The 23,052-nt window shown below is 59.2% G+C and carries 25 protein-coding genes and 2 tRNA genes; 8 read left to right on the forward strand and 19 right to left on the reverse strand.

The features are described 5' to 3' along the window. Positions 1 to 3: 3 nt before the first annotated feature. Genes HF945_RS10540 through HF945_RS10550 form a run of 3 tightly spaced genes read right to left on the reverse strand, consistent with a single transcriptional unit; the run spans position 4 to position 3,301 of the window. A complete protein-coding gene (locus tag HF945_RS10540; protein ID WP_290522568.1) occupies positions 4 to 1,449 on the reverse strand; it encodes a deoxyribodipyrimidine photo-lyase in 1,446 nt (481 codons plus the stop codon). Beyond that, positions 1,446 to 2,351 carry a MerR family transcriptional regulator gene (locus HF945_RS10545; protein WP_290522569.1) on the reverse strand — a complete coding sequence of 302 codons (906 nt, stop codon included), beginning with the start codon at positions 2,349 to 2,351 and terminating at the stop codon, positions 1,446 to 1,448. The genes HF945_RS10540 and HF945_RS10545 overlap by 4 nt, the downstream gene beginning before the upstream one ends. After that, the gene (locus tag HF945_RS10550; protein ID WP_290522570.1) at positions 2,348 to 3,301 is read right to left on the reverse strand and encodes a DUF523 and DUF1722 domain-containing protein; all 954 of its coding nucleotides are present in this window, start codon (positions 3,299 to 3,301) and stop codon (positions 2,348 to 2,350) included. Before HF945_RS10550 ends, HF945_RS10545 begins: the two co-directional genes overlap by 4 nt. 188 nt (positions 3,302 to 3,489) lie before the next feature. Between HF945_RS10550 and HF945_RS10555 the strand changes: the two genes are divergently transcribed. Continuing rightward, positions 3,490 to 3,882: a DUF2493 domain-containing protein gene (locus tag HF945_RS10555; RefSeq protein ID WP_290522571.1), complete on the forward strand. Its 393-nt coding sequence runs from the start codon at positions 3,490 to 3,492 to the stop codon at positions 3,880 to 3,882. A gap of 386 nt (positions 3,883 to 4,268) precedes the next feature. Continuing rightward, positions 4,269 to 4,568, forward strand: a complete 300-nt coding sequence (locus tag HF945_RS10560) for a hypothetical protein (RefSeq protein ID WP_290522572.1) — start codon at positions 4,269 to 4,271, stop codon at positions 4,566 to 4,568. Between the two features lie 241 nt (positions 4,569 to 4,809). On the opposite strand, the gene HF945_RS10565 is transcribed toward HF945_RS10560, so the two are convergent. The 16 genes from HF945_RS10565 to aspS form a co-directional block, all read right to left on the reverse strand. Continuing rightward, positions 4,810 to 4,885 (reverse strand) — tRNA-Lys (locus HF945_RS10565). 384 nt (positions 4,886 to 5,269) lie between these two features. After that, positions 5,270 to 5,345 (reverse strand) — tRNA-Lys (locus HF945_RS10570). A 73-nt stretch (positions 5,346 to 5,418) separates the two neighbouring features. Next, entirely contained in the window at positions 5,419 to 6,087 is a 669-nt protein-coding gene (queC, locus tag HF945_RS10575; RefSeq protein ID WP_290522573.1) for a 7-cyano-7-deazaguanine synthase QueC, read from the reverse strand. 23 nt (positions 6,088 to 6,110) lie between these two features. Beyond that, entirely contained in the window at positions 6,111 to 6,752 is a 642-nt protein-coding gene (gene queE, locus HF945_RS10580) for a 7-carboxy-7-deazaguanine synthase QueE (protein ID WP_290522574.1), read from the reverse strand. Between the two features lie 658 nt (positions 6,753 to 7,410). After that, positions 7,411 to 8,169: a tol-pal system protein YbgF gene (gene ybgF, locus HF945_RS10585; protein ID WP_290522575.1), complete on the reverse strand. Its 759-nt coding sequence runs from the start codon at positions 8,167 to 8,169 to the stop codon at positions 7,411 to 7,413. Positions 8,170 to 8,184: 15 nt separating this feature from the next. Next, complete coding sequence (gene pal, locus HF945_RS10590; protein ID WP_290522576.1) at positions 8,185 to 8,754, reverse strand: peptidoglycan-associated lipoprotein Pal; 570 nt, start codon at positions 8,752 to 8,754, stop codon at positions 8,185 to 8,187. An 81-nt stretch (positions 8,755 to 8,835) separates the two neighbouring features. After that, complete coding sequence (gene tolB / locus HF945_RS10595) at positions 8,836 to 10,086, reverse strand: Tol-Pal system beta propeller repeat protein TolB (RefSeq protein ID WP_290525407.1); 1,251 nt, start codon at positions 10,084 to 10,086, stop codon at positions 8,836 to 8,838. 23 nt (positions 10,087 to 10,109) lie between these two features. After that, a complete protein-coding gene (locus tag HF945_RS10600; RefSeq protein ID WP_290522577.1) occupies positions 10,110 to 10,892 on the reverse strand; it encodes a cell envelope integrity protein TolA in 783 nt (260 codons plus the stop codon). Continuing rightward, the gene (gene tolR, locus HF945_RS10605) at positions 10,885 to 11,322 is read right to left on the reverse strand and encodes a protein TolR (RefSeq protein WP_290522578.1); all 438 of its coding nucleotides are present in this window, start codon (positions 11,320 to 11,322) and stop codon (positions 10,885 to 10,887) included. Before tolR ends, HF945_RS10600 begins: the two co-directional genes overlap by 8 nt. A gap of 3 nt (positions 11,323 to 11,325) precedes the next feature. Beyond that, entirely contained in the window at positions 11,326 to 12,012 is a 687-nt protein-coding gene (gene tolQ, locus HF945_RS10610; protein WP_290522579.1) for a protein TolQ, read from the reverse strand. After that, entirely contained in the window at positions 12,005 to 12,448 is a 444-nt protein-coding gene (gene ybgC, locus HF945_RS10615; RefSeq protein ID WP_290522580.1) for a tol-pal system-associated acyl-CoA thioesterase, read from the reverse strand. Before ybgC ends, tolQ begins: the two co-directional genes overlap by 8 nt. Further along, on the reverse strand, positions 12,441 to 13,469 hold the full coding sequence (gene ruvB, locus HF945_RS10620; RefSeq protein ID WP_290522581.1) for a Holliday junction branch migration DNA helicase RuvB: 1,029 nt from the start codon (positions 13,467 to 13,469) through the stop codon (positions 12,441 to 12,443). The genes ybgC and ruvB overlap by 8 nt, the downstream gene beginning before the upstream one ends. 146 nt (positions 13,470 to 13,615) lie before the next feature. After that, positions 13,616 to 14,215, reverse strand: a complete 600-nt coding sequence (ruvA, locus tag HF945_RS10625) for a Holliday junction branch migration protein RuvA (RefSeq protein WP_290522582.1) — start codon at positions 14,213 to 14,215, stop codon at positions 13,616 to 13,618. 24 nt (positions 14,216 to 14,239) lie between these two features. Next, on the reverse strand, positions 14,240 to 14,758 hold the full coding sequence (gene ruvC / locus HF945_RS10630; RefSeq protein ID WP_290522583.1) for a crossover junction endodeoxyribonuclease RuvC: 519 nt from the start codon (positions 14,756 to 14,758) through the stop codon (positions 14,240 to 14,242). A gap of 334 nt (positions 14,759 to 15,092) precedes the next feature. Beyond that, on the reverse strand, positions 15,093 to 15,833 hold the full coding sequence (locus tag HF945_RS10635) for a YebC/PmpR family DNA-binding transcriptional regulator (RefSeq protein ID WP_290522584.1): 741 nt from the start codon (positions 15,831 to 15,833) through the stop codon (positions 15,093 to 15,095). A gap of 176 nt (positions 15,834 to 16,009) precedes the next feature. Beyond that, positions 16,010 to 17,773 carry an aspartate--tRNA ligase gene (gene aspS, locus HF945_RS10640; protein WP_290522585.1) on the reverse strand — a complete coding sequence of 588 codons (1,764 nt, stop codon included), beginning with the start codon at positions 17,771 to 17,773 and terminating at the stop codon, positions 16,010 to 16,012. Positions 17,774 to 18,138: 365 nt separating this feature from the next. On the opposite strand from aspS, the gene HF945_RS10645 reads away from it, so the two are divergent. The 6 genes from HF945_RS10645 (at position 18,139) to HF945_RS10670 (ending at position 23,042) form a co-directional block, all read left to right on the forward strand. Further along, entirely contained in the window at positions 18,139 to 18,513 is a 375-nt protein-coding gene (locus tag HF945_RS10645; RefSeq protein ID WP_290522586.1) for an HU family DNA-binding protein, read from the forward strand. Between the two features lie 160 nt (positions 18,514 to 18,673). Further along, positions 18,674 to 18,973, forward strand: coding sequence for a PA4642 family protein (locus HF945_RS10650; RefSeq protein WP_290522587.1), 300 nt, complete (start codon positions 18,674 to 18,676; stop codon positions 18,971 to 18,973). A 238-nt stretch (positions 18,974 to 19,211) separates the two neighbouring features. Continuing rightward, positions 19,212 to 20,435 carry a hypothetical protein gene (locus HF945_RS10655; protein WP_290522588.1) on the forward strand — a complete coding sequence of 408 codons (1,224 nt, stop codon included), beginning with the start codon at positions 19,212 to 19,214 and terminating at the stop codon, positions 20,433 to 20,435. Further along, the gene (locus HF945_RS10660; RefSeq protein ID WP_290522589.1) at positions 20,435 to 21,055 is read left to right on the forward strand and encodes a class I SAM-dependent methyltransferase; all 621 of its coding nucleotides are present in this window, start codon (positions 20,435 to 20,437) and stop codon (positions 21,053 to 21,055) included. The genes HF945_RS10655 and HF945_RS10660 overlap by 1 nt, the downstream gene beginning before the upstream one ends. A gap of 210 nt (positions 21,056 to 21,265) precedes the next feature. After that, the gene (locus HF945_RS10665) at positions 21,266 to 22,477 is read left to right on the forward strand and encodes a HAMP domain-containing sensor histidine kinase (RefSeq protein ID WP_290522590.1); all 1,212 of its coding nucleotides are present in this window, start codon (positions 21,266 to 21,268) and stop codon (positions 22,475 to 22,477) included. Further along, complete coding sequence (locus HF945_RS10670; protein WP_290522591.1) at positions 22,470 to 23,042, forward strand: response regulator; 573 nt, start codon at positions 22,470 to 22,472, stop codon at positions 23,040 to 23,042. Before HF945_RS10665 ends, HF945_RS10670 begins: the two co-directional genes overlap by 8 nt. Positions 23,043 to 23,052 lie beyond the last annotated feature (10 nt).

Consider the following 23,052-nt stretch of genomic DNA (forward strand, 5'->3'; position numbering starts at 1 on the left):
CTTTCAATTTCCGCCCTGTGCATGATTATCGTCATAGTCCTTTTTCACCGCCTTGAACGCCTGGGTGACCCGTTCGCGGACCCCGGCATGGGACACCACCGGCGCCGGATAATCCGGCACCAGCAACGGCTGCTTCCAGGGCTCGTGAATCGTCTTGTTATCCAGCGCCTTCAGCTCCGGCACCCAACGGGCAATGAAATGCCCCTCGGCATCAAAACGCTGACTCTGTCGAATGGGATTGAAGACCCGGAAGTACGGCACCGCATCCGTGCCCGTGGAGGCGCTCCATTGCCAGCCACCGTTGTTGGCGGCGAAGTCTCCATCAATCAGGTGCGCCATGAAGAAGGCTTCGCCCTTGCGCCAGTCCTGCCAGAGATGCTTGCTGAGAAACATGGCGGTGACCATGCGCAACCGATTGTGCATCCAGCCAGTAGCCACCAGTTGACGCATGGCGGCATCCACCAGCGGGTAGCCGGTGCGGCCCTCGCACCAGGCCTGAAACAGCGCATCATCACTGTCCCATTTCAGCAGATCGGTTTCCGGGCGAAATGCCCTGCCCCAACTCAGGCGCGGGTACTGGGCCATGATCTGACGATAGAAATCCCGCCATGCCAGCTCGCCAATCCAGCACGCGGCACCGTCGCGGGCACCGGCATCCGCCATGGCCTGTCGGGCAGCCAGATAGCAGCTGGCCGGCGACAGGGTGCCTGCGGACAGGGCCGCTGACAGGCCACTGGTGGCGGTGAGTGAAGGGAAATCCCGCAGCTTGCGATATTGGCCGAGATGCCGTGCGACAAAGTGCTCCAGCTGTGTTGCCGCCGCCTGTTCACCCGGCTGCCAATGCGCGGTGAGCGACTCAGCCACCGACACGCTTTCCAGCGCACTCTCCACTACTGCACGGTCGGCGAAGGCCACCGGTTTGGCAGAGGCTTTGCCAGGCAGTTCGGGCTGCTGAAAATGGGAATCCAGCCATACGTCCCAGCGTTTCTTGTAGGCACTGAACACGGTGTACGGTGTGCCCTTGCCCGTTCGCAGGGTGGCCGGAGGCACCAGCACGCTGTCATCAAACCCCCGAATGGATACGCCGGCATCATCCAGCGCCTTGGCCACTGCCTTGTCTCGGCGGCGTTCGTTGAGGGGATATTCGCGGCTACAGAACACCTGCGAGATACCCTGCTGTTGAGTGAAATCCTGCAACATGGCCGGGATACGACTGAAGTCACCGGCATCCTGCACGTGCAGGGTAATACCCCGTGCCGCCAGCTGTTCTCCCAGTTCGATCAGGCTGTGCAACACGTACCAGCGCCGCAGGGGGGCCACGCCATGCTCGTCCCACTGTTGGTCACAGAGAAAGTAGACGGCCGTCACCGGGCCTTCTGCCTGTAGCGCCTCCTTCAGGGCACGGTGGGCATGGATACGCAGGTCATTGCGATACCAGACCAGATTCATGCGCCTCCCTCCTGCTGTTCGGGCTGTTGTGGCTGTGTCAGATCAATCTGTGTCAGGGCCTCCGCCACCGCATCCCGCGAGCCGGAAAGCACGTTGACCCCCGGCAGTTCGGCGGATATGGGCTCGGCCAGGTCGCCCCAGATGCAGGCCAGAAAATCCGGCTGGACGCCGGGCAACCAGCGCGCCCGCTGGGCCGCAGAAGGCAGAGCATCGGCGACCCAGATCACGCCCAGTTGTGAGTGGCCGGCATGGCGTTGCGCCAGGGCCTCATAGTCCATGGGCTGATCCAGACACCACAGGGGCCCATTGATGACCATGGCCAGCTCCAGCGCCGCCAGCGGATCGCCCAGTGGCACCACCAACCAGCCCTGTCGTTTGCGCCCCGGCGCCAGCGACAGCGCCTTGCCGCTCCATTTCTGGCTCAGCAGGCTGTGCAACAGCGAGGCTTGCAAGGACAGGGAAGTCGAGAGGGACAACTGCTCGCGCAGCGGGTCGGTAAAGTCGGCGATCACCCGGGCATGGCCATAATCCGCAACCAGGCCATTGAGCTGCTGCTCAAGGCGCCGCAGGTTCAGCGCCTCCAGTGAGGCCAGCGCCTGCTCCCGGGCCTGCTGCCAGACCGGCTCCGCGGTCACCTCCGTGTTGCTACTGTGTGAATCCAGTAATGCCTGTACCTGACGGATCGGTACACCCTTTTCCAGCCACTGCACCACCGCCTTTACCCGGGCCAACTGAGCGGCGGAATAACGGCGATGGCCCTTGGCTGTGCGGGACGGCTTTAGCAGCCCGTAACGTCGCTCCCAGGCGCGCAATGTCACCGGGTTCACGCCACACTGCTCACTCACCGCCTGAATGCTGTACCCCGACTCGTCGGTGTTCATGGCCGTGTCCGCATCACTCACACCCGGTTCCTCAGTCCCAGCGAATCCGGATACGGGGTCAGGTAACGTTGTGCCTGCAGGTAGGGCTGATCCACCTTGCGCAGGGCGCCACGCAGCAGGGTCATGGGGACGACCAGGGGCACATCTTCACGCAGGTAGGCGTCAATCTGTTCGTTGATCAGGCTGCGATCCGCCTGGCTCAGGCCATCACGGAGAAACCCCGCCAGATGCTGCAGTGTATTCACGTGAGCGCCGCGGGATACCTGCTTTTTCATGGCCTCCATCACAGCGCTGATGTACTCGTCGGCAATTTCCTCCAGCGGGCGCGCCTTCAGGTTGCTGAGCAGCGGGCCCAGCTGCCGATAGGTACGCTGACAGTGCGCCAGCAGCTGGAATTTGTGGCGGCTGTGAAAATCGATCAGCCGCTGCGGGGTCAGGCCCGCATCCACCAGCTGACACCAGTCGTCATAGAGGAAGACACGCTCAATGAAGTTCTCTCTCAGACCGTCGTCATTCAGTCGACCGGCCTCCTCAAGCGGCATGAGCGGGTAATGCCGTTTCAGGCCGGCGGCAAACAGGCCATCCGCATCACGGTTGAGCAATTCACCGTCTTCACGGTAAAGCTTTACCCTTTCCATGCCACAGCTTGGCGATTTTGCCATCAGGATGAACCCGCGCAGACCCGACAGCCCCGGGACGGTGCGCTCTACAAAATCGGTCATCAAGTCGGTGTGATCACGCAAGCCATCCGTGGTCACCATGCGCACCTGGTCATTCTGCTCGATAAGGCGCAAGGCCTTGCGCGGGGTGCTCAGCCCGGAGCCCATTTCCGGACACAGGGAACGGAAAGAGAAATGCTGTGCCAACACACCGGTGCAATAACGGGAATGCTTGTGGCCACCATCGTGACGGACTTCCATGCCCAACAGGCAGGCACTGATACCAACCGGGATCTTCTCTGCTGCTTCCATGACACCACTCACCTGTACAGAAAATTAACGTTGTACAAGTTTAGTCTGCCCGCCTGTCAACGGCCCGTGAAGCTGAAATCACAGCGCGCCGACCGGCTGTTACCCCCTTGCCACACTTCCATCACAGGGATGCAACACCTTGCGCATAGTCTTATACTTATCCATACACTGATCATATGGACAGCATTATGCGAATTCTCGTGTGCGGCGGACGTGACTACCGGGACCAGGATTGTGTTACCGACAGCCTGGAGCGACTTCGCCGATCCGGCCTGATCAGCCTGTTGATTCACGGTGATGCCAGTGGCGCGGACCGCCTGGCCAGCCAATGGGCAAAGGACGTAGGTCTGGACCAGGTGAGCTACCCCGCTAACTGGAAAGCCCATGGCCGGGCCGCCGGCCCCATGCGCAACCGTCGCATGCTCCATCATGGCCGCCCCCAGGCACTGATTGCCTTCCCCGGTGGCCGGGGAACTGCGGATATGGTCCATCTGGCACAACAAGCCGGCCTGCCCATATGGCGCCCCGCGCAGGATGAAAACATACCCCGGTTTGACGGCGGCGTTGTCGCTAGCCGTTGACCGAGGGAGCCTCTGAATAACTCCTTGCATACTCAGTCTTTCAGGCTGGCTCGCAATCTAGGCGCACTTTTGATGGCATGCTGGTTGCCTGTCGAAAAAGTGCAACAACGAGTGTGAGTCAGCCTGGAAGACCCGAAGGGCGCGGCCTGGAGCGCCCATCTGCTGTGCCTTGCCTCTCGGAAAGGGAGCCACCCTGACCATCGAGACAAGACACAACAGCTGCACGCTCCAGGCCACGCTGAGTACGCAAGGAGTTATTCAGAGGCTCCCTAGGTGATGGCTATACAACTTTTGGGTAATTGCGCCACAGGGCTTACAGTGTGAATATAATTCACCCTCTGATAGCCCTTTCTTCAGACCTGCCTGATTCCGCCAAGGAGAGCCCCATGGAAAATGGTCAACTGCTGCGTAGCCTTGTTCCGATCTATCCCGGCAACGATCGCATGCCCAACCGCCACCATTTTCTGGGCTACCTGCTCTACAGCCAACAGAAACAGGCCTATCTGGTGGCCAGCAAAAAACTGGACCCGAGCCAGAAGAACAACTGGGTTGCTTACGCCGGCGCCGCCCACCGTTTCGACAACAAGGTCATGGCCCAGACCGCGCGTAACCTGGTCAAGAAAGGCTCGGACATCATGGAGTTGTATGAAAAGGACGGAAAGCTGGTGATTCGCAAGGCGGTATGAAGAACGCTGCACGCAACACGCACCACGCTCCATGCAACTAAAGGCACCGTCACCGCAACGCTGACAACGCGCGGCTGCATCTGAGCGGATTACCAGAACGCAGGAAAGGCAATTGCGCGTGCACGTTCCCCCCGCATCCCAGAGCCCGGATTTTTTTGCGTGCCGCGTGTTGCGTGAAGCGTGATGCGGCCGCGAAGCGGCCACAAAAAAAGGCTGCCATGAAGGCAGCCTTTTTTGAAGATGGTGGGTCGTGCTGGATTCGAACCAGCGACCAATTGGTTAAAAGCCAACTGCTCTACCAACTGAGCTAACGACCCTGGACCCGGCACATCTTACTGATTTCACGGCAAAATACAATTACGCCGCCGGAAATCCGCCCCTTTCACAACACGCAGCTCCCGTGTCCAGCTCCGCCCCGGGGTAAATCGATGACCGGTGGGAGATTCCGCTTGCTGAACGCAGGTTCTGGCAACATCCCCTGATCCGAAAGCTGCATTCGTTCAGCAAGCTGAACTTCCCACAAAAACGGCAAGGGCGGTTTTACTACAGAGGTCGCAGAGATCACTGAGTTAAAACAAGGGGGTCTCTGTGGTCTCCGTGATCTCTGTGGTAGATCATCTGCTTTTATCTTTGCGTGAAGCGTGTTGCAGCCGCGAAGCGGCCACAAAAAAAGGCTGCCATAAAGGCAGCCTTTTTGAAGATGGTGGGTCGTGCTGGATTCGAACCAGCGACCAATTGGTTAAAAGCCAACTGCTCTACCAACTGAGCTAACGACCCGCTCCCGAAGGAGGCGCAAATAATACGGATTTATTTCCCGCTGACAAGGGGGGAGAACCGATTTTTTTGCCCTTTATTGATAGTTTGTTGGATCTTTGACCAACGCCTCTTCAAAACCCAGTCTGCGTAGCCGACAGCTGTCGCATTTGCCGCAGGCATTCCCCTGGGGATCGGCCTGATAACAGGACACGGTAAGGCCATAATCCAGTCCCAGCGCCACACCTTCCCGGATGATCTGCGCCTTGCTCAGGTGCATCAGCGGGGTCTCAACCGTCATGGGGCGCCCTTCCACGCCAGCCTTGGTGGCCAGGTTGGCCATGGTCTGGAAAGCCTCGATGAACGCCGGCCGGCAATCCGGGTAACCGGAATAGTCCACCGCATTCACGCCGATGAAGATGGCTTGGGCATCCAGCACCTCGGCCAACCCCAGGGCCAGAGACAGAAAAACGGTATTGCGGGCTGGCACATAGGTCACCGGGATTCCGTCGCCACCGTCCTCAGGCACGTCAATACTGTGATCGGTAAGCGCGGAGCCACCAATATTGCCCATGCCCAGTTCCACCACCCGATGGCTGCGCGCGCCCAGAGCCGCAGACACGCGAGCTGCTGCGTCCAGCTCGGCACGGGTGCGCTGGCCGTAGTCAAAGGCAATGGTGTGGCACTGATAACCCTGATCCCGGGCAATGGCCAGGCAGGTGGCAGAATCCAGGCCACCTGACAGCAGCACGACGGCATTTTTCATGGGAAATCCTCGCTTGGTCCGGTTCAGCGCCCCCGGGCGTCATTCCAGAGCAGTTTGTGCAGTTGCAGCTGAAAGCGTACCGGCAATCGGTCGGCGACGATCCAGTCGGCCAGATCGCCGGGGGGCAGCTGCCCCTGTACCGGGGAAAACAGCACATCCTCGACCCGCTCTGCCAGTTGATGCTGATCCAGCATGAAACGTGCCCAGTCATAGTCCTTGCGGTCGGCGAGCACAAATTTCACCTGATGGTGGGGACGCAGATGGGGAATGTTTTCCAGCCGGTTGTTGTGCTGCTCCGCCGAACCCGGCGCTTTCAGATCCATGACTACAGATACCCGCTCGTCCACTTCACTGATATCCATGGCGCCGCCGGTTTCCAGGCTAACCTCATAGCCCAGGTCGCACAGGGCACTGAGCAGCGGCAGGCAGTTGGGCTGGGCCAACGGTTCGCCACCGGTAACGGTGATATAGCGTGCGCCATATTCAGCTACCTGCGCCAGAATTGCCTCAAGAGTCCACTTCTCACCGCCGGAAAAGGCATACTCGGTATCACACCAGACACAACGCTGGGGACAACCGGTCAGGCGCACGAAGACCGTCGGGCGACCCACGGTACGGGCCTCACCCTGCAGGGAATGGAAAATTTCGGTAAGACGCAGTTCCACAGCCTCTCCTGAATGCCTGACCGGGATAAAAACCGGCCAGAGGCGGAAATGCGGCGGATTCTATCACCTTTGCCGGCATCTGTGCCCCCGGCAGTCGGGAATCAGGGCGACGGGGGAGCCCACCGCAGAGACTGGCGGGAAGACAAGCAGGAGAAGGGACGCTACATGCTCTGCGAAAGGTTACAGGGGGGCGTAGGCATCAGTTATTCGCTCCACTCATCCTTGGCGTGCCCCTTGGCAGCGCGGTGTCACGGCATTTAAAAACAATGGTTACCACAGAGGTCGCAGAGGCCACTGAGAAAAGCATTTCCTCAATACTCCCTGTGCCCTCTGTGGCAAAACGCTTTTATGGATTTAGGTCCATCGTAGGGCGGAAATGGGCGTGAGCCCATCTCCGCCATTGGCGCCGTGCCGGCGGAGATCGGCCTTCGCCGATTTCCGCCCTACGGACAAACCGGCGGGAAATTCAGGCACAGATCCGCACAGAGCCACAGAGGCGATGTTTTTCCTCAGTGAACTCTGTGGTGAAACTGCTTTTGATCCGGGGCTTTTATCGCACCGCCACCGAGCGCAGCGAAGGAATGCCCTCAGTGCGGTTTTGCCGGATTTGCGGATTGCATGTTGCGTGACCCATGGTGCGGTCGCGGGCGACCAATCATCAGTCGTTCAGTTGCTCAAGCAATGACTTGGCCTGACTGACCTTGTTGGAATCCGGATATTGCTTGATCAGCTTGTGCAGGTTGATCTTGGCTTCTGAGACCTGTTCATTGCGGGCCTGCATCACCGCCAGAGTATAAAGGCTGGACGGGGCCTTGCTGTGATCCGGGTAATCATCGACAACCGCCTGGAACTGTTCCATGGCCTTGTCGTTCTGTGGGGTCTGCTGGTTACTGTAGACCTGCCCCAGCCAGAAGTGAGCATGGCCACGGTATTGGCCATTGGGGAAATCCTTGAGGTACGCCTCAAAGGCGTCGGCTGCCGCATCGAAATCACGGGCAACCAGGTGATCCTTGGCCGCGTTATAGGCCTGCTTGTCGGCTTCCGGGTCAGCGGGTACTGCGCCCTCACCGCTCTCTGACTGCTCGGCAACGCCTTGTTCAGCCAGGGTATTGATTCGAGTATCCAGATCCAGGTAGCGCTCACGTTCAGCGTCTTTCATTACCTGTAATTCATGGCGCAGCTCTTCAATCTGCCCCTGGAGCATCTGGATCTGCTCCTCGAACTGCTGCTGCTGTTGCATCAGCATGATCAAGCCATCTTCGTTCATCGCGGGGGCAGAACGAGGCTGCTCACCGGCGGCTTGCGACATGCTACGTGCAGCACTGCGGTCCTCAATGGCCAGCGGCCCAGTACCCTGCGCATGCGCGCAGAGCACCAGGGAGCTGAGCAAGACGCCTGCGAACAGGCGTTTTGTCATCACTGCAGCCATCGTTTACGGACGGCCCGCGGTGTAGTTCAGTTCAACACGACGGTTCTTGGCCCAGTCCATTTCGCTGTGGCCGAATGCCGCCGGCTTCTCTTCACCGTAGGATACGACTTCGATCTGGGAAGCAGACACGCCCTGAACGCGCAGGAACTTCTCTACCGCCTTGGAACGACGCTCGGACAGAGCCACGTTGTACTCGCGAGTACCGCGCTCATCAGCGTGACCTTCCAGACGCACTTTGGCGTTGGCGTTGTTCTTCAGGTGGGTAGCGTGTGCACGCAGGGTTTCGAAGGCAGCAGCCGGAACGGTGTTGCTGTCGAAAGCGAAGTAGATCACCTTGGTGTTGGTGGTGCCGTCGTAGTTGGACGGATGGTTGTAGAAGTTATCAGCAGTCATCGGGATGCTGCTGGTGTCCGGCTTGGCCGGCGTGGTGGGCTCTACCGGGGTTACCGGAGCAACTTCAGTCTGCTCGGTGGTATCGGTAGCGGATGTGTCTTCTTCAGTCGGCGTGCTGGAACAAGCGGCCAGCGCGGCAGCCAACATCAGGGCGAACAGCGGGTTGAGAAATGAACGCATGAAAAGCTCCTATTATTTCCTAAGTTTGGACTCCGAGAACCTGGCGAGTGCCGAGTGACTCCTTGCCCACTCGATACTCTGTCAGAGGAACGGCGACCATGCCGGTTCTCTGACTTCCCCTTCCTTCGACGGCAGCTCCACTTTCACTCTGCCATCGATGGATACGGCTTCCAGAACCCCCGTTCCCCGGTCTTGCGTCCCGTAAATTACCATACTTCCATTGGGTGCAACACTGGGAGACTCATCCATGTCGGTACGGGTCACGATATTGAATGTTCCCCGCTGGAGGTCCTGGACACCAACATTGAAATTTCCATTTCGTCGGTGCACATAAACCAGATAACGACCATCTGGCGTCACATCCGGGCGCGCATTATAGGCACCCTGGAATGAAACGCGTCTGACAGACTTATCATTTATGTTCAGTTTGTAGATTTGCGGCCCGCCTGAGCGGCTGGAGGTGAACACCAGACTCTCGCCATCCGGCAGCCAGCGCGGCTCGGTATCAATGCCATAATGGTTGGTCAGACGGGTCAGCGCCTTGGTATTGATATCCAGCATATAGATTTCCGGATTGCCGTCCCGTGACAGCGTCAGGGCCAGTTTCTGCCCGTCCGGAGACCAGTCCGGGGCACCATTGATACCTTTGAAGCTGGATACCTTCTCCCGCTTGGTGGTGGACAGCTCGTGAACATAGATCGCCGGCAGCCCCTGATCCTCGAAGGATACGTAGGTAACCCGGCGACCATCCGGAGACCAGGCCGGGCTCATGATCGGTTCCTTGCTGCGCAGGATGGTGGTCACACGGTGACCGTCAGCATCGGCATACTGCAGCTGGAACGGATTGGCCGCACCGCGATTATGGGTCACGTAGAGAATCTTGGTGGAAAAGGCGCCGGGAATACCGGTGAGCTGCTCATAGATCCGGTCGCTGATGGCATGGGCCACATCACGCAGTTGCGAGACCGGCGGACGGTACGTCTCCTCCAGCAGCTTCACTTCGCTGCTCACATCATACAGCGCGTAGGTGATTTCATAGCCGCCGCTTTCCTGCGCCTTCATGCTGCCCGCAACAATGTACTCCATGCCAAGCACACGAAAATCCCGGTAAATGACTTCACTCTGGGTGGTGGGGCGGCTGAGCATATCCTCTGCCGGCAGCGGCTTGAACTGGCCACTTCGATGCAGGTCGGCAGCCACAATGGCAGAGACATCCTCCGGGGCTCCCTGGGAACCGGCAAACGGCACGATGGCAATCGGCACGGCATCCACCCGCCCTTCGGTCACCTTGATCAGCAGTTCTGCACGGGCAACCACGCTTGCCAGCAACATCACCACTACCACTGCAATACGACTCACTGCGAAACTCCTGTTGGCTCAAATACCATTAAGAATGAGCGAAACTCTTTATCAAACAAGGCCCCGGAGGGCACCGGCAATGGCGCTGCCAACTGCACGGCTTTCATTACGGACTCATCAAATTGTGGATAGCCGCTGGACTTGACCACAGAAACATCCAGCACATCACCACCCGGGATGGTACGAATCCGTACCGTGGTCTGCAGATCATTGCGGCCCCGGTAGGTACCCGGAATACGCCAGCGCTGCTTTACCGCCGCCCGAATGGCATCACTGTGACTGGCCACTTCCACATCGGACTGATCCGCGTTGCTGGCCGCGTCTTCTGCTTCCTCGGCCGCGGCTTCATCCGGCTTGCGATCCATTTCAATTTCTTCGTCTGCCAGCATTTCTTCCAAGCTGGGCTCCTCGATCTCCGGCACCTTTGGCTTGGGATCGGGCTTCGGCGCCGGTTTCGGCTCCGGGGCCGGCTTGGGTTTCGGTGCCGGCGTTGGCTTCGGCTTTTCCACCGGTTTGGGTTTTTCCACCGGTTTGGGCTTGGGTTTTGGCTTTTCCACCGGCTTCGGCTTGGGCTTGGGTGCCGGCTTCTTCTCCGGCGTCGGCTTCGCTACCGGCGCCTTCTTCTGTTTCGACGTCTCCACCATGGTGGCTTTCACGTGCGGCGGAATCACCGGCGTCTTATGCAGCGTGGGATCCGTACTCCAGCTGAACACCAGCAACCCAAACACCAGCAGGTGAATGAACAGGGTAAAGGTAATCGCAACCTGACGATCACTCATTGCTGCCCGCGGGCTCCGTAACCAGACCCAGCTGGGTAATACCCGCTTCCTGCAAAGCCGCCATCAGGGAAATCACACTGGCATACGCTACCTTGCTGTCACCCTCGACCAGAAACAGGGTCTCCGGCTTGTGCTTGTGAATACGCAACACATGGCCTTTCACCGTTTCCAGGCTGGCGGATTTCTTGGTGTCGCCCCCCACATTGATGAAGTAGCTGCCATCAGCGGTCACCGATACGATCACTGGCTCATCCTTGGTGGTATCGATGGGCGCACTGTTGCTGTCCGGCAGATCCACATTGATGCCCTGGGTCATCATGGGAGCGGTGGCCATGAAGATCACCAGCAGCACCAGCATCACATCGATGTAAGGCACCACGTTCATCTCGGCCACCAGCTTGCGCGGCACCCTTACCTTCACGCCACTCATGGATCAGTCTCCCCGTCCATGGGCCTGGCGATGGAGCACCGATGAGAATTCCTCGGCAAACATTTCGTTTTCGGTCAGCAGGGAATCACTCTGTGCAGAAAAACGGTTGTAGGCCATGACGGCAGGAATAGCGGCGAACAGACCAATGGCCGTGGCAATCAGGGCTTCGGCAATACCCGGTGCCACCACACTCAGGGTGGCCTGTTTCACATTGGCCAGGGCCATGAAGGAATTCATGATCCCCCACACGGTGCCAAAGAGGCCCACATAAGGGCTGGTAGACCCCACTGTGGCCAGAAACGGCAGGTGACGGGTCAGACGGGTCTGCTCACGTTGCAGCGCCACGCGCATGGCACGCTGGCTACCATCCATGACAGCATCGGCACTACGAGAACTCTTGGACAGCCGCACAAATTCCTGAAACCCGGCGCGAAAAATGGACTCGGTACCGGAATCCGGGTGGGGGTTGTCGCGGCTCTGCTTGTAGAGGGAGGCCAGATCATCGCTGGACCAGAAGGTCTCCTCGAACGCCCTGCCGGCTTTCTGCGCACGTCCCAGCACCCGGTAGCGGCCCACAATCATGTACCAGGACGTCAGTGACGCCAGAACCAACAGCGCCATTACCAGCTGCACCACAATGGTGGCATTGCTGATCAGACTGACAACCGACATGCTGGATGCCTCAACCATTGAGCCCTTCTCCTTCGCTGGCTGCGATAAATTTCTTGTATAACGCCGACGGTATAGCCGTGGGCTTGAGTGTATCCACTGTGACGCAGGCCACCTTAATCTCGGCCTGACACAGCAAGGTGTTTCCCCGACGCACCTGCTGATCAAACAACAGCGTGGCTTTTCCCAGCTTGCTAATGCGTGCTGTCACGTCCAGCGCATCATCAATGCGCGCCGGCTGGCGATATTGCACGTTGGCCGTATGAACAACAAACTGAAAATTGTCCTCGGCCAGCACATAGTGCTGGTAGCCCAGAGTACGCAGATACTCTGTCCGGGCCCGTTCCATGAATTTCAGGTAATTCACGTAATAGACGATGCCACCGGCGTCAGTGTCTTCGATGTAGACGCGAACCGGGAGGGTAAATTCCCCACTTTGCGCTTTTTTTTCAATCATTAAACAAATCGCCATCCCGGCGGGGGGATTTCAGCCCGAAATGCCGCCATGCATGGTTAGTAACCGTACGCCCCCGTGGCGTGCGCTGAATAAACCCCTGCTGAATCAGATAGGGCTCCACCACTTCTTCCAGGGTGCCCGCATCTTCATTCAGCGCCGCCGCCAGCGACTCCAGCCCCACCGGACCGCCATCAAACTTGTGCATGATCATGTCCAGTAATCGACGGTCGGTACCATCCAGGCCGCAGCTATCCACCTCGAGCATATCCAGCGCTCGCTGTGCCATGACTTCAGTGATCTGCCCATCGCCCTTTACCTGGGCGTAATCACGCACACGCCGCAACAGCCGATTGCCTATCCGGGGGGTACCCCGTGAGCGGCGCGCCACTTCCAGAGCCCCTGCATCATCAATGGGAATGGCCAGAATCTCACAGGCTCTTTGCACGATTCCTGCCAGATCCTCCACCGAGTAGAATTCAAGCCGTTGCACGATCCCAAACCGGTCACGTAATGGGGCAGTCAGTAGCCCGGCACGGGTGGTGGCGCCGACCAGGGTGAAGGGAGGCAGATCCAGTTTGATGGAGCGGGCAGCAGGCCCTTCCCCGATCATGATATCCAGCTGGTAGTCTTCCATGGCCGGATACAGAATCTCTTCCACCACCGGCGAAAGGCGGTGAATTTCATCCACGAAAAGCACATCGCCTTCTTCAAGATTGGTGAGGATGGCCGCCAGATCACCGGCTTTTTCCAGAACCGGCCCAGAGGTGGACTTGAGCTCACAGCCCATTTCACGGGCAATGATATGGGCAAGGGTAGTCTTGCCGAGGCCGGGCGGGCCAAAGATCAGGGTGTGGTCCAGCGCTTCGCGACGCCCGCGGGCGGCATCAATGAAGATCTCCATGCGCTCGCGGACTTTTGGCTGGCCGTGGTAATCGGCCAGGCTGGATGGCCGAATTGCCCTATCCTGCTGTTCTTCCTGGCTGCCTTCGTTGGCGGCCGATATCAGTCTTTCGTTATCCATGTTTGCGGCGATGCCGCCCCTGCCCGGTTGTGGTGACTGTCTCGAGTGGGGCTAGCGTACCCCAGCACCCACGTGTCTACCATTGTCAGTATCACAGTTACTACGAAGAATTGACTAAATGACACCCGGAATAATGCCTTGGGACGTCATTTAGCCAGATTTTTCAGCGCCATGCGGATCATCTGCTCGCTGCTGGCGCCCTCTTCTGCCACCTTGCTGACAGCCGCCACCGCATCCTTGTTGCGATAGCCCAGTGCCTCCAGCGCGGCAATGGCATCACTGCGGGCATCATCCACCGGATCCAGTGCCACCCGGCCTGGCAAGCTGACCGGCCCGCCATCAATCTTGTCCAGCCGGTCGCTCATTTCGATCACCAGCCGTTCCGCGGTCTTCTTGCCAATGCCCGGTACCTTGACCAGGGTTGAGGCATCCTGATCCTGGATGCACTGGGCAAGGCGATCCGCTTCGATACCGGACAGAATCGCCAGCCCCATCTTCGGCCCCACGCCGTTGACCTTGATCAGCGCGCGGAACAGCTCACGTTCATAGCGGTTGGCAAAGCCGTACAACAACTGGGCATCTTCACGTACCACAAAATGGGTATGCAGGGTAAGTGGCTGGCCGGTTTCCGGCAGCTCGTAGAATACCGTCATGGGCGCTTCCACCTCGTAGCCCACCCCGTTCACATCCAGCAGCAGCAGCGGGGGGCGCTTTTCCAGCAAGGTGCCTCGCAATTGTCCAATCATGCGGAATCCTTAATAAGGTATCGGTTATCGAATGCGGCGATTACGTACCGCAGTAGCGCCGGCCATGCGCGCCAGGGAAACCCGCATGTGCGCATGACAAAGGGCAATGGCCAGGGCATCGGCGGCATCTTCCTGGGGGCGCTTGTCCAGCCCCAGCAGGTGACGCACCATCTCGCCCACCTGGATCTTCTCGGCACTGCCCTTGCCGACCACAGCCTGCTTGACCTGGCGGGCAGAGTATTCGAACACCGGAATCGAGGCCTGCATCACTGCCGCGATGGCAGCCCCCCGCGCCTGACCCAGCTTAAGTGCCGAGTCCGCATTGCGGGCCATGAAGACCTTCTCGATGCCCACCTCTGCCGGGCCATATTCCTTCACCACCTGATCAATACCGGCAAAGATCTCCCCCAGCCGTGGTGGCATCTCTTTATGGGACGTCGAGATAGTACCAAACGCCACCGCCCGGGACCGATTGCCCACATGCTCCACCAGCCCATAGCCGGTGTGCCGCGAACCGGGATCGATACCGAGAATCAATGCCATAACTGCCTGACCACAAATAGAAAATCTGCGTCAGTTGTACCGAAAGACTGTCCGGATGTCCAGTTGGGTTAAGAGACGCTGCACGCAGCATTCAGCACGCGGGAGGGTTCGATCACAGGTGGCGGGGATAGCAGGGACTTCGCTACTGACACGCTCCCACAATAAAACCATTAGCCACCCCGCTGCCTTGTGGCTGCTGTGGGAGCGTGCCTGCACGCGAATTTGCCTTTCGCAACTCGAAACTCGCCCCTCGCCGCTCTCCCCTAAAAACAAAAAACCCCGGAAAAATCCGGGGTTCTGCTTTTCCTGGAAGCTCATAGCTCATAGCTCGCAGCTATTCCTCTTCCGCCGGCCAGCTGGCATTGGTGTAGACGTTCTGCACGTCATCCAGATCTTCCAGCATGTCGATCATCTTCTGCACGGTTTCTGCCGTGTCAGCATCGATCTCGGCTTCGGTGGAAGGGTGCATGGTCACTTCGGCTTCGGCGAATTCGAGACTGGCTTCGCGCAGGGCATCCACCACGTCACCGAACTGCTTGTCCGGGTTGGTGATGACCAGGAAACCCCCACCATCGATTTCTTCCACATCTTCCGCGCCGGCTTCCAGCGCCACTTCCATGAGCTTCTCTTCATCCACGCTTTCCGGCTCGAAGTAAATCTCGCCACGCTTGCTGAACAGGAAGGCGACGGAGCCACTGGTGCCCAGATTGCCAGCGAATTTGGTGAAGGCATGGCGCACTTCGGCCACGGTGCGGTTCACATTGTCGGTCATGGTTTCCACCAGTACCGCCACACCACCCTTGCCGTAACCTTCGTAGGTGATCTCATCCATGTTGCCGCCGTCATCACCGCCAGCGCCACGCTTGATGGCACGGTCGATGGTGTCGCGCGTCATGTTGGCGCCCAGCGCCTTGTCCACCGCTGCACGCAGACGGGGATTATCCGCAGGCTCACCGCCGCCCATCTTGGCAGCCACGGTCAGTTCACGAATCAGTTTGGTGAAGATCTTGCCGCGCTTGGCATCCTGGGCCGCCTTGCGGTGCTTGATGTTGGCCCACTTGCTATGTCCAGCCATTAAATTCTCCGCTTGCTTGCTGGAGGCCGGATGTCGAACGTCTGACGTCGAACGCCAAAACCCGCAATTCGCGGCGGGGGTTGCCTGCCAATCCATGACTGGACCACAGCCCCCCCAATGCTTTCAAGTCCGGGTTTAAGCGCCCGGCGTCAGACATCCGGCGTCCGACATCTTTATCAATCGTCTTCCTTGCGCACCTGAACACCCACTTCTCGCAGCTGCTTGCTGTCCACCGGGGACGGCGCATTGGTCATCATGCAGGAGGCGGTCTGGGTTTTCGGGAAGGCGATCACGTCACGAATGGACTCGCAACCGGTCATCAGCATGACCATCCGATCCAGACCAAACGCCAGCCCACCGTGGGGCGGCGCACCGTACTTCAGGCCATCCAGCAGGAAGCCAAATTTCTCATCCGCTTCCTCGTCGGAAATACCCAACGCTTCAAAGACCGTACGCTGCATGTCCGGATTGTGGATACGGATGGAACCACCGCCCAGCTCGGTACCGTTGAGTACCATGTCGTAGGCACGGGACAGGGCACCTTCCGGGTTGCTCTTGAGCTCTTCCGGGCTGCAGCTGGGCATGGTGAAGGGATGGTGCAGCGCGTGGTACTGCCCTTCGTCCTCTTCGAACATGGGGAAGTCCACCACCCACAGCGGGGCCCACTCACCTTCTACCAGGTTCAGGTCATGGCCCACCTTCACACGCAGAGCGCCCAGGGCTTCGTTGACGATGCGCGCCTTGTCGGCACCAAAGAAGATCAGGTCGCCGGTCTGGGCACCGGTGCGCTCCAGGATACCCTGGATCGCTTCCTCGGTGAGGAACTTGAGGATCGGAGACTGCAGGCCTTCTGCACCCGCGGCCAGATCGTTGACCTTGATATAGGCCAGCCCCTTGGCGCCATAGATGCTGACGAACTTGGTGTAGCCATCGATATCCTTGCGCGACAGGCTGCAGCCGCCGGGCACTCGCATAGCTGCAACACGCCCTTTCGGATCGTTGGCCGGGCCGGAGAACACCTTGAAGTCCACGCCAGCCAGCAGATCAGCGATATCGATCAGCTCCAGCGGAATACGCAGATCCGGCTTGTCGGAGCCAAAGCGGCGCATGGCTTCTGAGAACGGCATGCGCGGGAATTCCGGCAGCTCCACATCCAGCAGATCCTTGAACAGTTTGCGGGCCATACGTTCGGTGACGCCCATGATGTCGTCTTCGTTGACGAAGGATGCCTCGATATCGATCTGGGTGAATTCCGGCTGACGGTCTGCACGCAGATCTTCATCGCGGAAACACTTGGCGATCTGGTAGTAACGATCAAAGCCCGCCACCATCAGCAGCTGCTTGAACAGCTGGGGGGACTGGGGCAGCGCGAAGAAGCTGCCCGGATGGGTGCGGCTGGGCACCAGGTAATCACGAGCACCTTCCGGGGTCGCGCGGGTCAGGATCGGGGTTTCCACGTCCATGAACCCTTCCCCTTCCAGGAAGGCACGGATGGCATGGGTCAACCGGGAGCGAAACTGGAAGTTGCGCAGCACTTCAGGGCGGCGCAGGTCCATGTAGCGGTACTTCAGGCGCACTTCCTCGCCAGCACCACCATGCTCGTCCAGCTCGAACGGTGGGGTGGCGGCTTCGTTGAGGATGGTCAGCTCCTTGCCCAGCACTTCAATGTCACCGGTGGCCATCTTGCTGTTACGCACCGCTTCGTCCCGCATGCGTACGCGGCCCTTCAGCTGCACAACAAACTCGCTGCGCACCTTGTCGGCACGGGCGAAAGCTTCTTCGGTGTCCGGGTCAAAGACCACCTGAACCAGGCCATTACGATCGCGCAGGTCGAGGAAGATGACCCCGCCGTGGTCACGGCGGCGGTGTACCCAGCCGCACAGCTCAACTGTTTCTCCATCGTGGGAGGCTCGCAAATCACCGCAATAATGGCTTCGCATGCTAAATGTCCGTTCGTATTTCTGATGGCACGCCCCGGTTCAGGCAGCCCATGGCCGCCCCGGAAAACCGGGCCGTTTAAAAAGGCGCCACAGTATAGCGATTCCACTGGCTGCGAGCCATGCCACCAGGCAATCCGGCGCCAAACAATGGGTGGATAGCCACTTTTTTCTCCATAACCTTGAAAAATAGTGGTCCGGGCGCTTGTGAACTTGATTTTCCTGCCTTATAAAAGGTTCGAACCACATCAGTGACCCTCTGAGGTAATGCAGTCCAGGGGCAAGCCTGATCAGGGAAGCATCGCCGGCGTCCATCTCAGAAGACGTCATCACAACTCAGGAAGACACCAAAAAGGGGTAAGCAATCCATGGCTGCAAAGAAGAAAGCCGCTGCCAAAGCCGCAACCGCACCTGCTGCGCGCAAGGTCAAAACCATCACCGAACCCATGAACAAGACCCAGATCGTCAACCAGATCAGCGAAACCACCGGCCTGACCAAGAAAGACGTCAACGCTGTGTTCGATGAACTGGCTGTGATCATGGAAGGCCACCTGAAGAAGCGTTCCGCCGGCCAGTTCACCCTGCCCGGTCTGATGAAAATCGTGACCCAGAAGAAGCCGGCCACCAAGGCGCGCAAGGGCATCAACCCGTTTACCGGCGAAGAAACCACCTTCGCAGCCAAGCCAGCTCGTACCATGGTCAAGGTACGTCCGCTGAAGAAACTCAAGGACATGGCCTCCTGATGACGGCCCGGCCGCCGGCATCCCCGGCGGCCAGTCTCTCCCTCCTTCCCGGCCACCTCTGGCCTCAAGCCTGCGCAACCTTCTATAATGCGCGCCCTTGATCAAGGGCAACGGTTCACCCTGTCCCACGCCCGAACCCGATATGGAAGCAGGAGCCCCCATGGCTGAGCGCAAAGACAAGAAAAAGGTTATCGGCGAGCCGATGACCGATGAGCAGATCAAAGTATTTCTGGATTTCAACGGCGAAGAGGGCGTTTCCACCGATTTTCACGTGCTTGAGAAAGCCTACCGGGCCCTGCGCGCGGAAGATTTCGAGCGCTTCATTGCCTTCTTCCAGGAACAGGGCCGCGACCTGAATGCCCGTGATCCCCAGGGACGCACCTTGCTGGCCCACATCGAGAGCCATGTGAAATGCGCGGATTACGCGGACGCCCTGCGCGCCGCCGGCGCCACGGCCTGATCCCTGCCCCAACTGCAGCCCATCAGGCCGGCTTTCCGGCGTGATGGGCTCTCCCCGGTTTCATTCCCTCCCGTGCCTGTTACCGCCACCCTGGCGTTACATAAGGGCGATGGAATACATACCAAGCTGAACTTGTTCACAGTGCCGGCCCATGGCATTGTTATGCCATTGGGGTATACAGAGGCAGATAAACGCCCGCTCCCTCCTTAGTCTAGACAACAACAACAAGAGCCGCTGCATGATGGCATCATTTTCTCAACCGCTATGGCGTAGCCTGCTTCTGGTTACGCTCTGTACCGTTAGCCTGCAAACCCTCGCCGCCCGAGATGACGACGCGGACGACGAGATGGACGAGGTCACACCGGAAGAGCTGCAAATGCAGGAGATTCCGGTGGACGAGCGCATCTTTGTGGAAACCTGGAATGAGGTTCCCTACAAGAAGAGCTACTTCACCTACAACGATCAGCAAATCCGTGAAAAATGGGATTACCTGATGCGGGGCCTGAAAGTGCCCTACCCTTCCGCCGAGTACATGCGTGTCCAGTTCAACAAGTATCCGTTCATGACCGACGGTATCGAAGACTGGCACGGTGACTACAACGCCCTGGAGGAACGTTACCTGGAAGTATGGCGACTGTTCTTTTCCGGTGATTTCCAGAAAGCCAGGGAACAAGGGATGAAACTGGGGCCCATGGGCGAAATCCCGGCCCTGTTCTCCCAGCTGATGTACGCCATTTACCTGGCCGAGCGTCAGAGCATCAAGTACATGATGCTGCAGGACGTGGCAAACCGCGCCGAAGAATACTTTGACGTGATGAAAGAGGCCGAGGACGACCCGGAAGTGGCACCTATTGTCGCCAGCGTGAAGCTGGGCTATGCCTATGCCATTGCCCGAATCGCCGAGGAATCGCCGGTGCCGGTGGTGGTCGCCCGTCGCTACATCGGCAAGATCAAGAACAGCGCCGAAGAAGTCGTGGAAATCATGCCGGAGCAGCCCCTGGCCCACGCTTTCCGGGCCGGTGTCGACGCCGGCATCATGCGCCGTGTGGGCAAGTTCACTGGTCGCATGACCTATGGCGCCCGCACCACCACGGTAGAAGACTCGTTCTCTGATGCCCTGGAACTGGCGCCGGATATTCCCATCGTCAACTACGAGTACGCCAACGCCCTGATCTACATGAACCGCAAGCGCGATCTCAACGACGCCATCAGCTACCTGGAAAAGGCCATGAAGATCCGCCCGCAGTTCTCCATGGATGCCCTGGATGTGATGTATTCCTACAAGCGCCTGCAGGAAGTCCGTCTTTATGCGCTGAACTTCCGCAGCTTCCGCAAGTTTGAAAAGCTGCGCCGCAAGTTCAGCAAGAAGACCGACCGCAACCTGACCAGCGTCCTGTCCGATCCGCTGACCATGGAAATGCTCAACAACCCGGACGACTACGTACTGCCACCGCGTAACTGATGATGGCAATGTACGAAGACCGTATTTTTCCGGTACTGCTGGACTGGGCGACCCGCCCGGTCTGGCGTGACCGGGAAAAGCTGCTCCGCCAGGCTCATGGCAAGGTCCTTGAGCTGGGCGTGGGCACGGGAGCCAACTTCCCGCTGTATTCCGACATGGCCACGGAAATCCACGGCATCGAACCCGGCGAAGCCCTTCTCGATCTGGCCCGTGAGTCTGCCAGCCAGTGCCCCCAGCCTGACCGCTTCCATCTGCAAACCGGTGACGCCCAGGCGTTGCCCTATGCCGACGAAAGCTTTGATACCGTGGTGGCGTGCTTGGTGTTCTGCACCATTCCTGATCCTGAAGCCGCTGCCCGGGAAGCCTATCGCGTGCTGAAACCCGGCGGCACCCTGCTTGCCCTTGAACATGTGGCCAGCGAGAAACGCTGGGTGCGACGGGTTCAGGCTGGCCTCAACCCGGCCTGGAAGCACTTGGCGTGCGGCTGCCAGCTCACCCGCGACACCGCCAGCACCTTCCGCGAAGCCGGTTTCCGCCTCAACAAGGCCACCCACCGCAAGCACCCCAAGCTGCCAGTATTCGCGGCGGAGTTGCTGGACGGGGCGTTGCTGAAACCCTGAAATGAAAGTTAAAAGTTCAAAGTTGAAACGCGGAGCCCGCCCCCGGTTTTAGAATGCCGTGCCCGCGCTTGCCGGTAATGGCGCGGGCACGGCGGCTTAGAACCCAGGCAGCTCTGGCGCGCTTTTCAACTTTGAACTTTTAACTTTCAACTCAACCACCGAGGCAAATTGCCACACCCCTCTCCCCCCTTTTGCCTCTACAATAGCGCCATGGACAATCGCCTCCCCGTTCGCAACTGGCGCCTGCGCCTGATCTGGCTGCGCAGCCTGCTGGTATTGCTGTTTACCCTGGCTTTGATGCTGCTGCAGAGCCTTGGCCACACTGGCTATCAGCTGGCACAGCTCAGCGGGCTGGGGGCCTTGCTGCTACCCAGTTTGATCACCCTGCTCAGCCACCGCTCACGCAAACACCAAAGTCAGTTACTCACGGTGGAGCTGGCTCTGGATACGGCGCTGTTCATCCTGTTGCTGCAATCGTTCGGAGGGGCCGGCAATCCCCTATCTTTTTACCTGCTGGTGCCCGCACTGCTGGCATCACTCACCTTGCCACTGGCCAACGGGCTGGTGGTGGCCGGGCTGGCACTGGCGGGATATCTGGTCACCTTCAACTGGTACCACCGCCCCGCCGATGATACGCCGCTGCATGCTCTCAGCCATGAGCTCAGCGGCCTGCACAGCGTGGGCATGGGCGTGGTGTTTGTGGCGCTACTGCTCATGCTGACCTTGCTGGGCCAGGTCATTCAACGCCTCATGCGCCAGCAACAGCGCCAGCAGGAACAGGCTCTGGATCTGGCCGGGCGCCGGGAGCACATGTACCAGATTGCCGCCACCCTGGCGGATCAAGCCCACGAACTGAACACCCCGTTGGGCACCCTGGTCATGCTGGCGGACAACTTGCAGCATGCCCCGGAACTACCGGCATCCCTGCGTGGCGAGGTGGGCCAGATCGACCAGCTTGCGCGCACCGTATCCCAGCGCCTGAAACGCAATGCCGCCGAACACCTTTCCGGGCCACAACGTTTGAGCACATTGATCGAACAGTTGTCCCAACAGCTGCGTCATCTTGCCCCCACTCTCCAGGTGCAGAGTGAGCTGGCGGTTGACCCCTTGCTTCAGGATGGGGAAAGCTGGTTCCGGGTGCTCAGCAATCTGGGCTACAACGCCATGGATGCGGGCGCCAGTCGCTGGATCATTCACAGCGCGAAAGACAGTCAGGGCTATCTGCTGCAGACCAGCGATAACGGCCCTGCCCATGCGGATTCGGAACGGCAGGGGCTGGGCATGGGCCTGATTCTGGTGCAGACCGCACTGGAAAAGATGGGCGCCAGTCTGGACATGGAATTTGGCAGCCAGTGGACCCAGGTGCGTATCTGCTCTCCCCATGCTGATATGTCGACTGGCAAAGAGGAATCCCATGACTGACAATCTGCATTTGCTGCTGGTGGAAGACGATGAACTGCTGGCCGAGCAAACCGCACGCGCGCTGGGGCGCCGGGTCGCCAACATAGATGTGGCCCATGACGCCAGCAGCGCGCTGACACACATCAACAGCCTCTCGCAACTGGACGCGGCCATTCTTGACCAGAATCTGGGACAGGATAACGGGCTGGACCTGATCGCCCCGATCCGCGAACGCTTCCCCCGTTGCAAGGTGCTGCTGCTGACCGGCTACGGCAGCATCGCCGCGGCCGTGGCCGCCACCCACCGTGGCGCCCACAATTATCTCACCAAACCCGCCAGCGCCACCGATATTCTTGATGCTCTGCAGGCGGACCCGGCCAGTCTTGGCACTGCGCTTCCCGAGACGCCCCCGTCATTGCAACGGCTGGAATGGGAACACATCCAGCGCACCCTGGATGCCCATGATGGCAACATTTCCAGGGCCGCAGATGCGTTGGGGATTCACCGTCGAACCCTGCAACGGCGTCTCAAGAAACGTCCCAGCGCCAGCGAATACCAGCGGGAACGGGGCAGCACCTCCGACTAGCCAGTGTGCA

It is taken from the genome of Alcanivorax sp. (assembly GCF_017794965.1).
Taxonomy (GTDB): Bacteria; Pseudomonadota; Gammaproteobacteria; order Pseudomonadales; family Alcanivoracaceae; genus Alcanivorax.

Bases quoted from the DNA above. Each gene is read 5' to 3' on its own strand.
- tolR (WP_290522578.1), bottom strand. From the start codon at position 11,322: ATGAGTGGCGTGAAGGTAAGGGTGCCGCGCAAGCTGGTGGCCGAGATG.
- queC (WP_290522573.1), bottom strand. From the start codon at position 6,087: ATGAAAAATGCCGTCGTGCTGCTGTCAGGTGGCCTGGATTCTGCCACC.
- ybgC (WP_290522580.1), bottom strand. From the start codon at position 12,448: ATGATTGAAAAAAAAGCGCAAAGTGGGGAATTTACCCTCCCGGTTCGC.
- HF945_RS10645 (WP_290522586.1), top strand. From the start codon at position 18,139: ATGGCTGCAAAGAAGAAAGCCGCTGCCAAAGCCGCAACCGCACCTGCT.
- HF945_RS10600 (WP_290522577.1), bottom strand. From the start codon at position 10,892: ATGAGTGATCGTCAGGTTGCGATTACCTTTACCCTGTTCATTCACCTG.
- HF945_RS10550 (WP_290522570.1), bottom strand. From the start codon at position 3,301: ATGGAAGCAGCAGAGAAGATCCCGGTTGGTATCAGTGCCTGCCTGTTG.
- ruvB (WP_290522581.1), bottom strand. From the start codon at position 13,469: ATGGATAACGAAAGACTGATATCGGCCGCCAACGAAGGCAGCCAGGAA.
- HF945_RS10560 (WP_290522572.1), top strand. From the start codon at position 4,269: ATGGAAAATGGTCAACTGCTGCGTAGCCTTGTTCCGATCTATCCCGGC.
- HF945_RS10660 (WP_290522589.1), top strand. From the start codon at position 20,435: ATGATGGCAATGTACGAAGACCGTATTTTTCCGGTACTGCTGGACTGG.
- tolB (WP_290525407.1), bottom strand. From the start codon at position 10,086: ATGTTGCTGGCAAGCGTGGTTGCCCGTGCAGAACTGCTGATCAAGGTG.
- HF945_RS10650 (WP_290522587.1), top strand. From the start codon at position 18,674: ATGGCTGAGCGCAAAGACAAGAAAAAGGTTATCGGCGAGCCGATGACC.
- HF945_RS10555 (WP_290522571.1), top strand. From the start codon at position 3,490: ATGCGAATTCTCGTGTGCGGCGGACGTGACTACCGGGACCAGGATTGT.
- tolQ (WP_290522579.1), bottom strand. From the start codon at position 12,012: ATGGTTGAGGCATCCAGCATGTCGGTTGTCAGTCTGATCAGCAATGCC.
- HF945_RS10540 (WP_290522568.1), bottom strand. From the start codon at position 1,449: ATGAATCTGGTCTGGTATCGCAATGACCTGCGTATCCATGCCCACCGT.
- ruvC (WP_290522583.1), bottom strand. From the start codon at position 14,758: ATGGCATTGATTCTCGGTATCGATCCCGGTTCGCGGCACACCGGCTAT.
- ybgF (WP_290522575.1), bottom strand. From the start codon at position 8,169: ATGACAAAACGCCTGTTCGCAGGCGTCTTGCTCAGCTCCCTGGTGCTC.
- HF945_RS10655 (WP_290522588.1), top strand. From the start codon at position 19,212: ATGATGGCATCATTTTCTCAACCGCTATGGCGTAGCCTGCTTCTGGTT.
- ruvA (WP_290522582.1), bottom strand. From the start codon at position 14,215: ATGATTGGACAATTGCGAGGCACCTTGCTGGAAAAGCGCCCCCCGCTG.
- pal (WP_290522576.1), bottom strand. From the start codon at position 8,754: ATGCGTTCATTTCTCAACCCGCTGTTCGCCCTGATGTTGGCTGCCGCG.
- HF945_RS10670 (WP_290522591.1), top strand. From the start codon at position 22,470: ATGACTGACAATCTGCATTTGCTGCTGGTGGAAGACGATGAACTGCTG.
- HF945_RS10665 (WP_290522590.1), top strand. From the start codon at position 21,266: ATGGACAATCGCCTCCCCGTTCGCAACTGGCGCCTGCGCCTGATCTGG.
- HF945_RS10635 (WP_290522584.1), bottom strand. From the start codon at position 15,833: ATGGCTGGACATAGCAAGTGGGCCAACATCAAGCACCGCAAGGCGGCC.
- aspS (WP_290522585.1), bottom strand. From the start codon at position 17,773: ATGCGAAGCCATTATTGCGGTGATTTGCGAGCCTCCCACGATGGAGAA.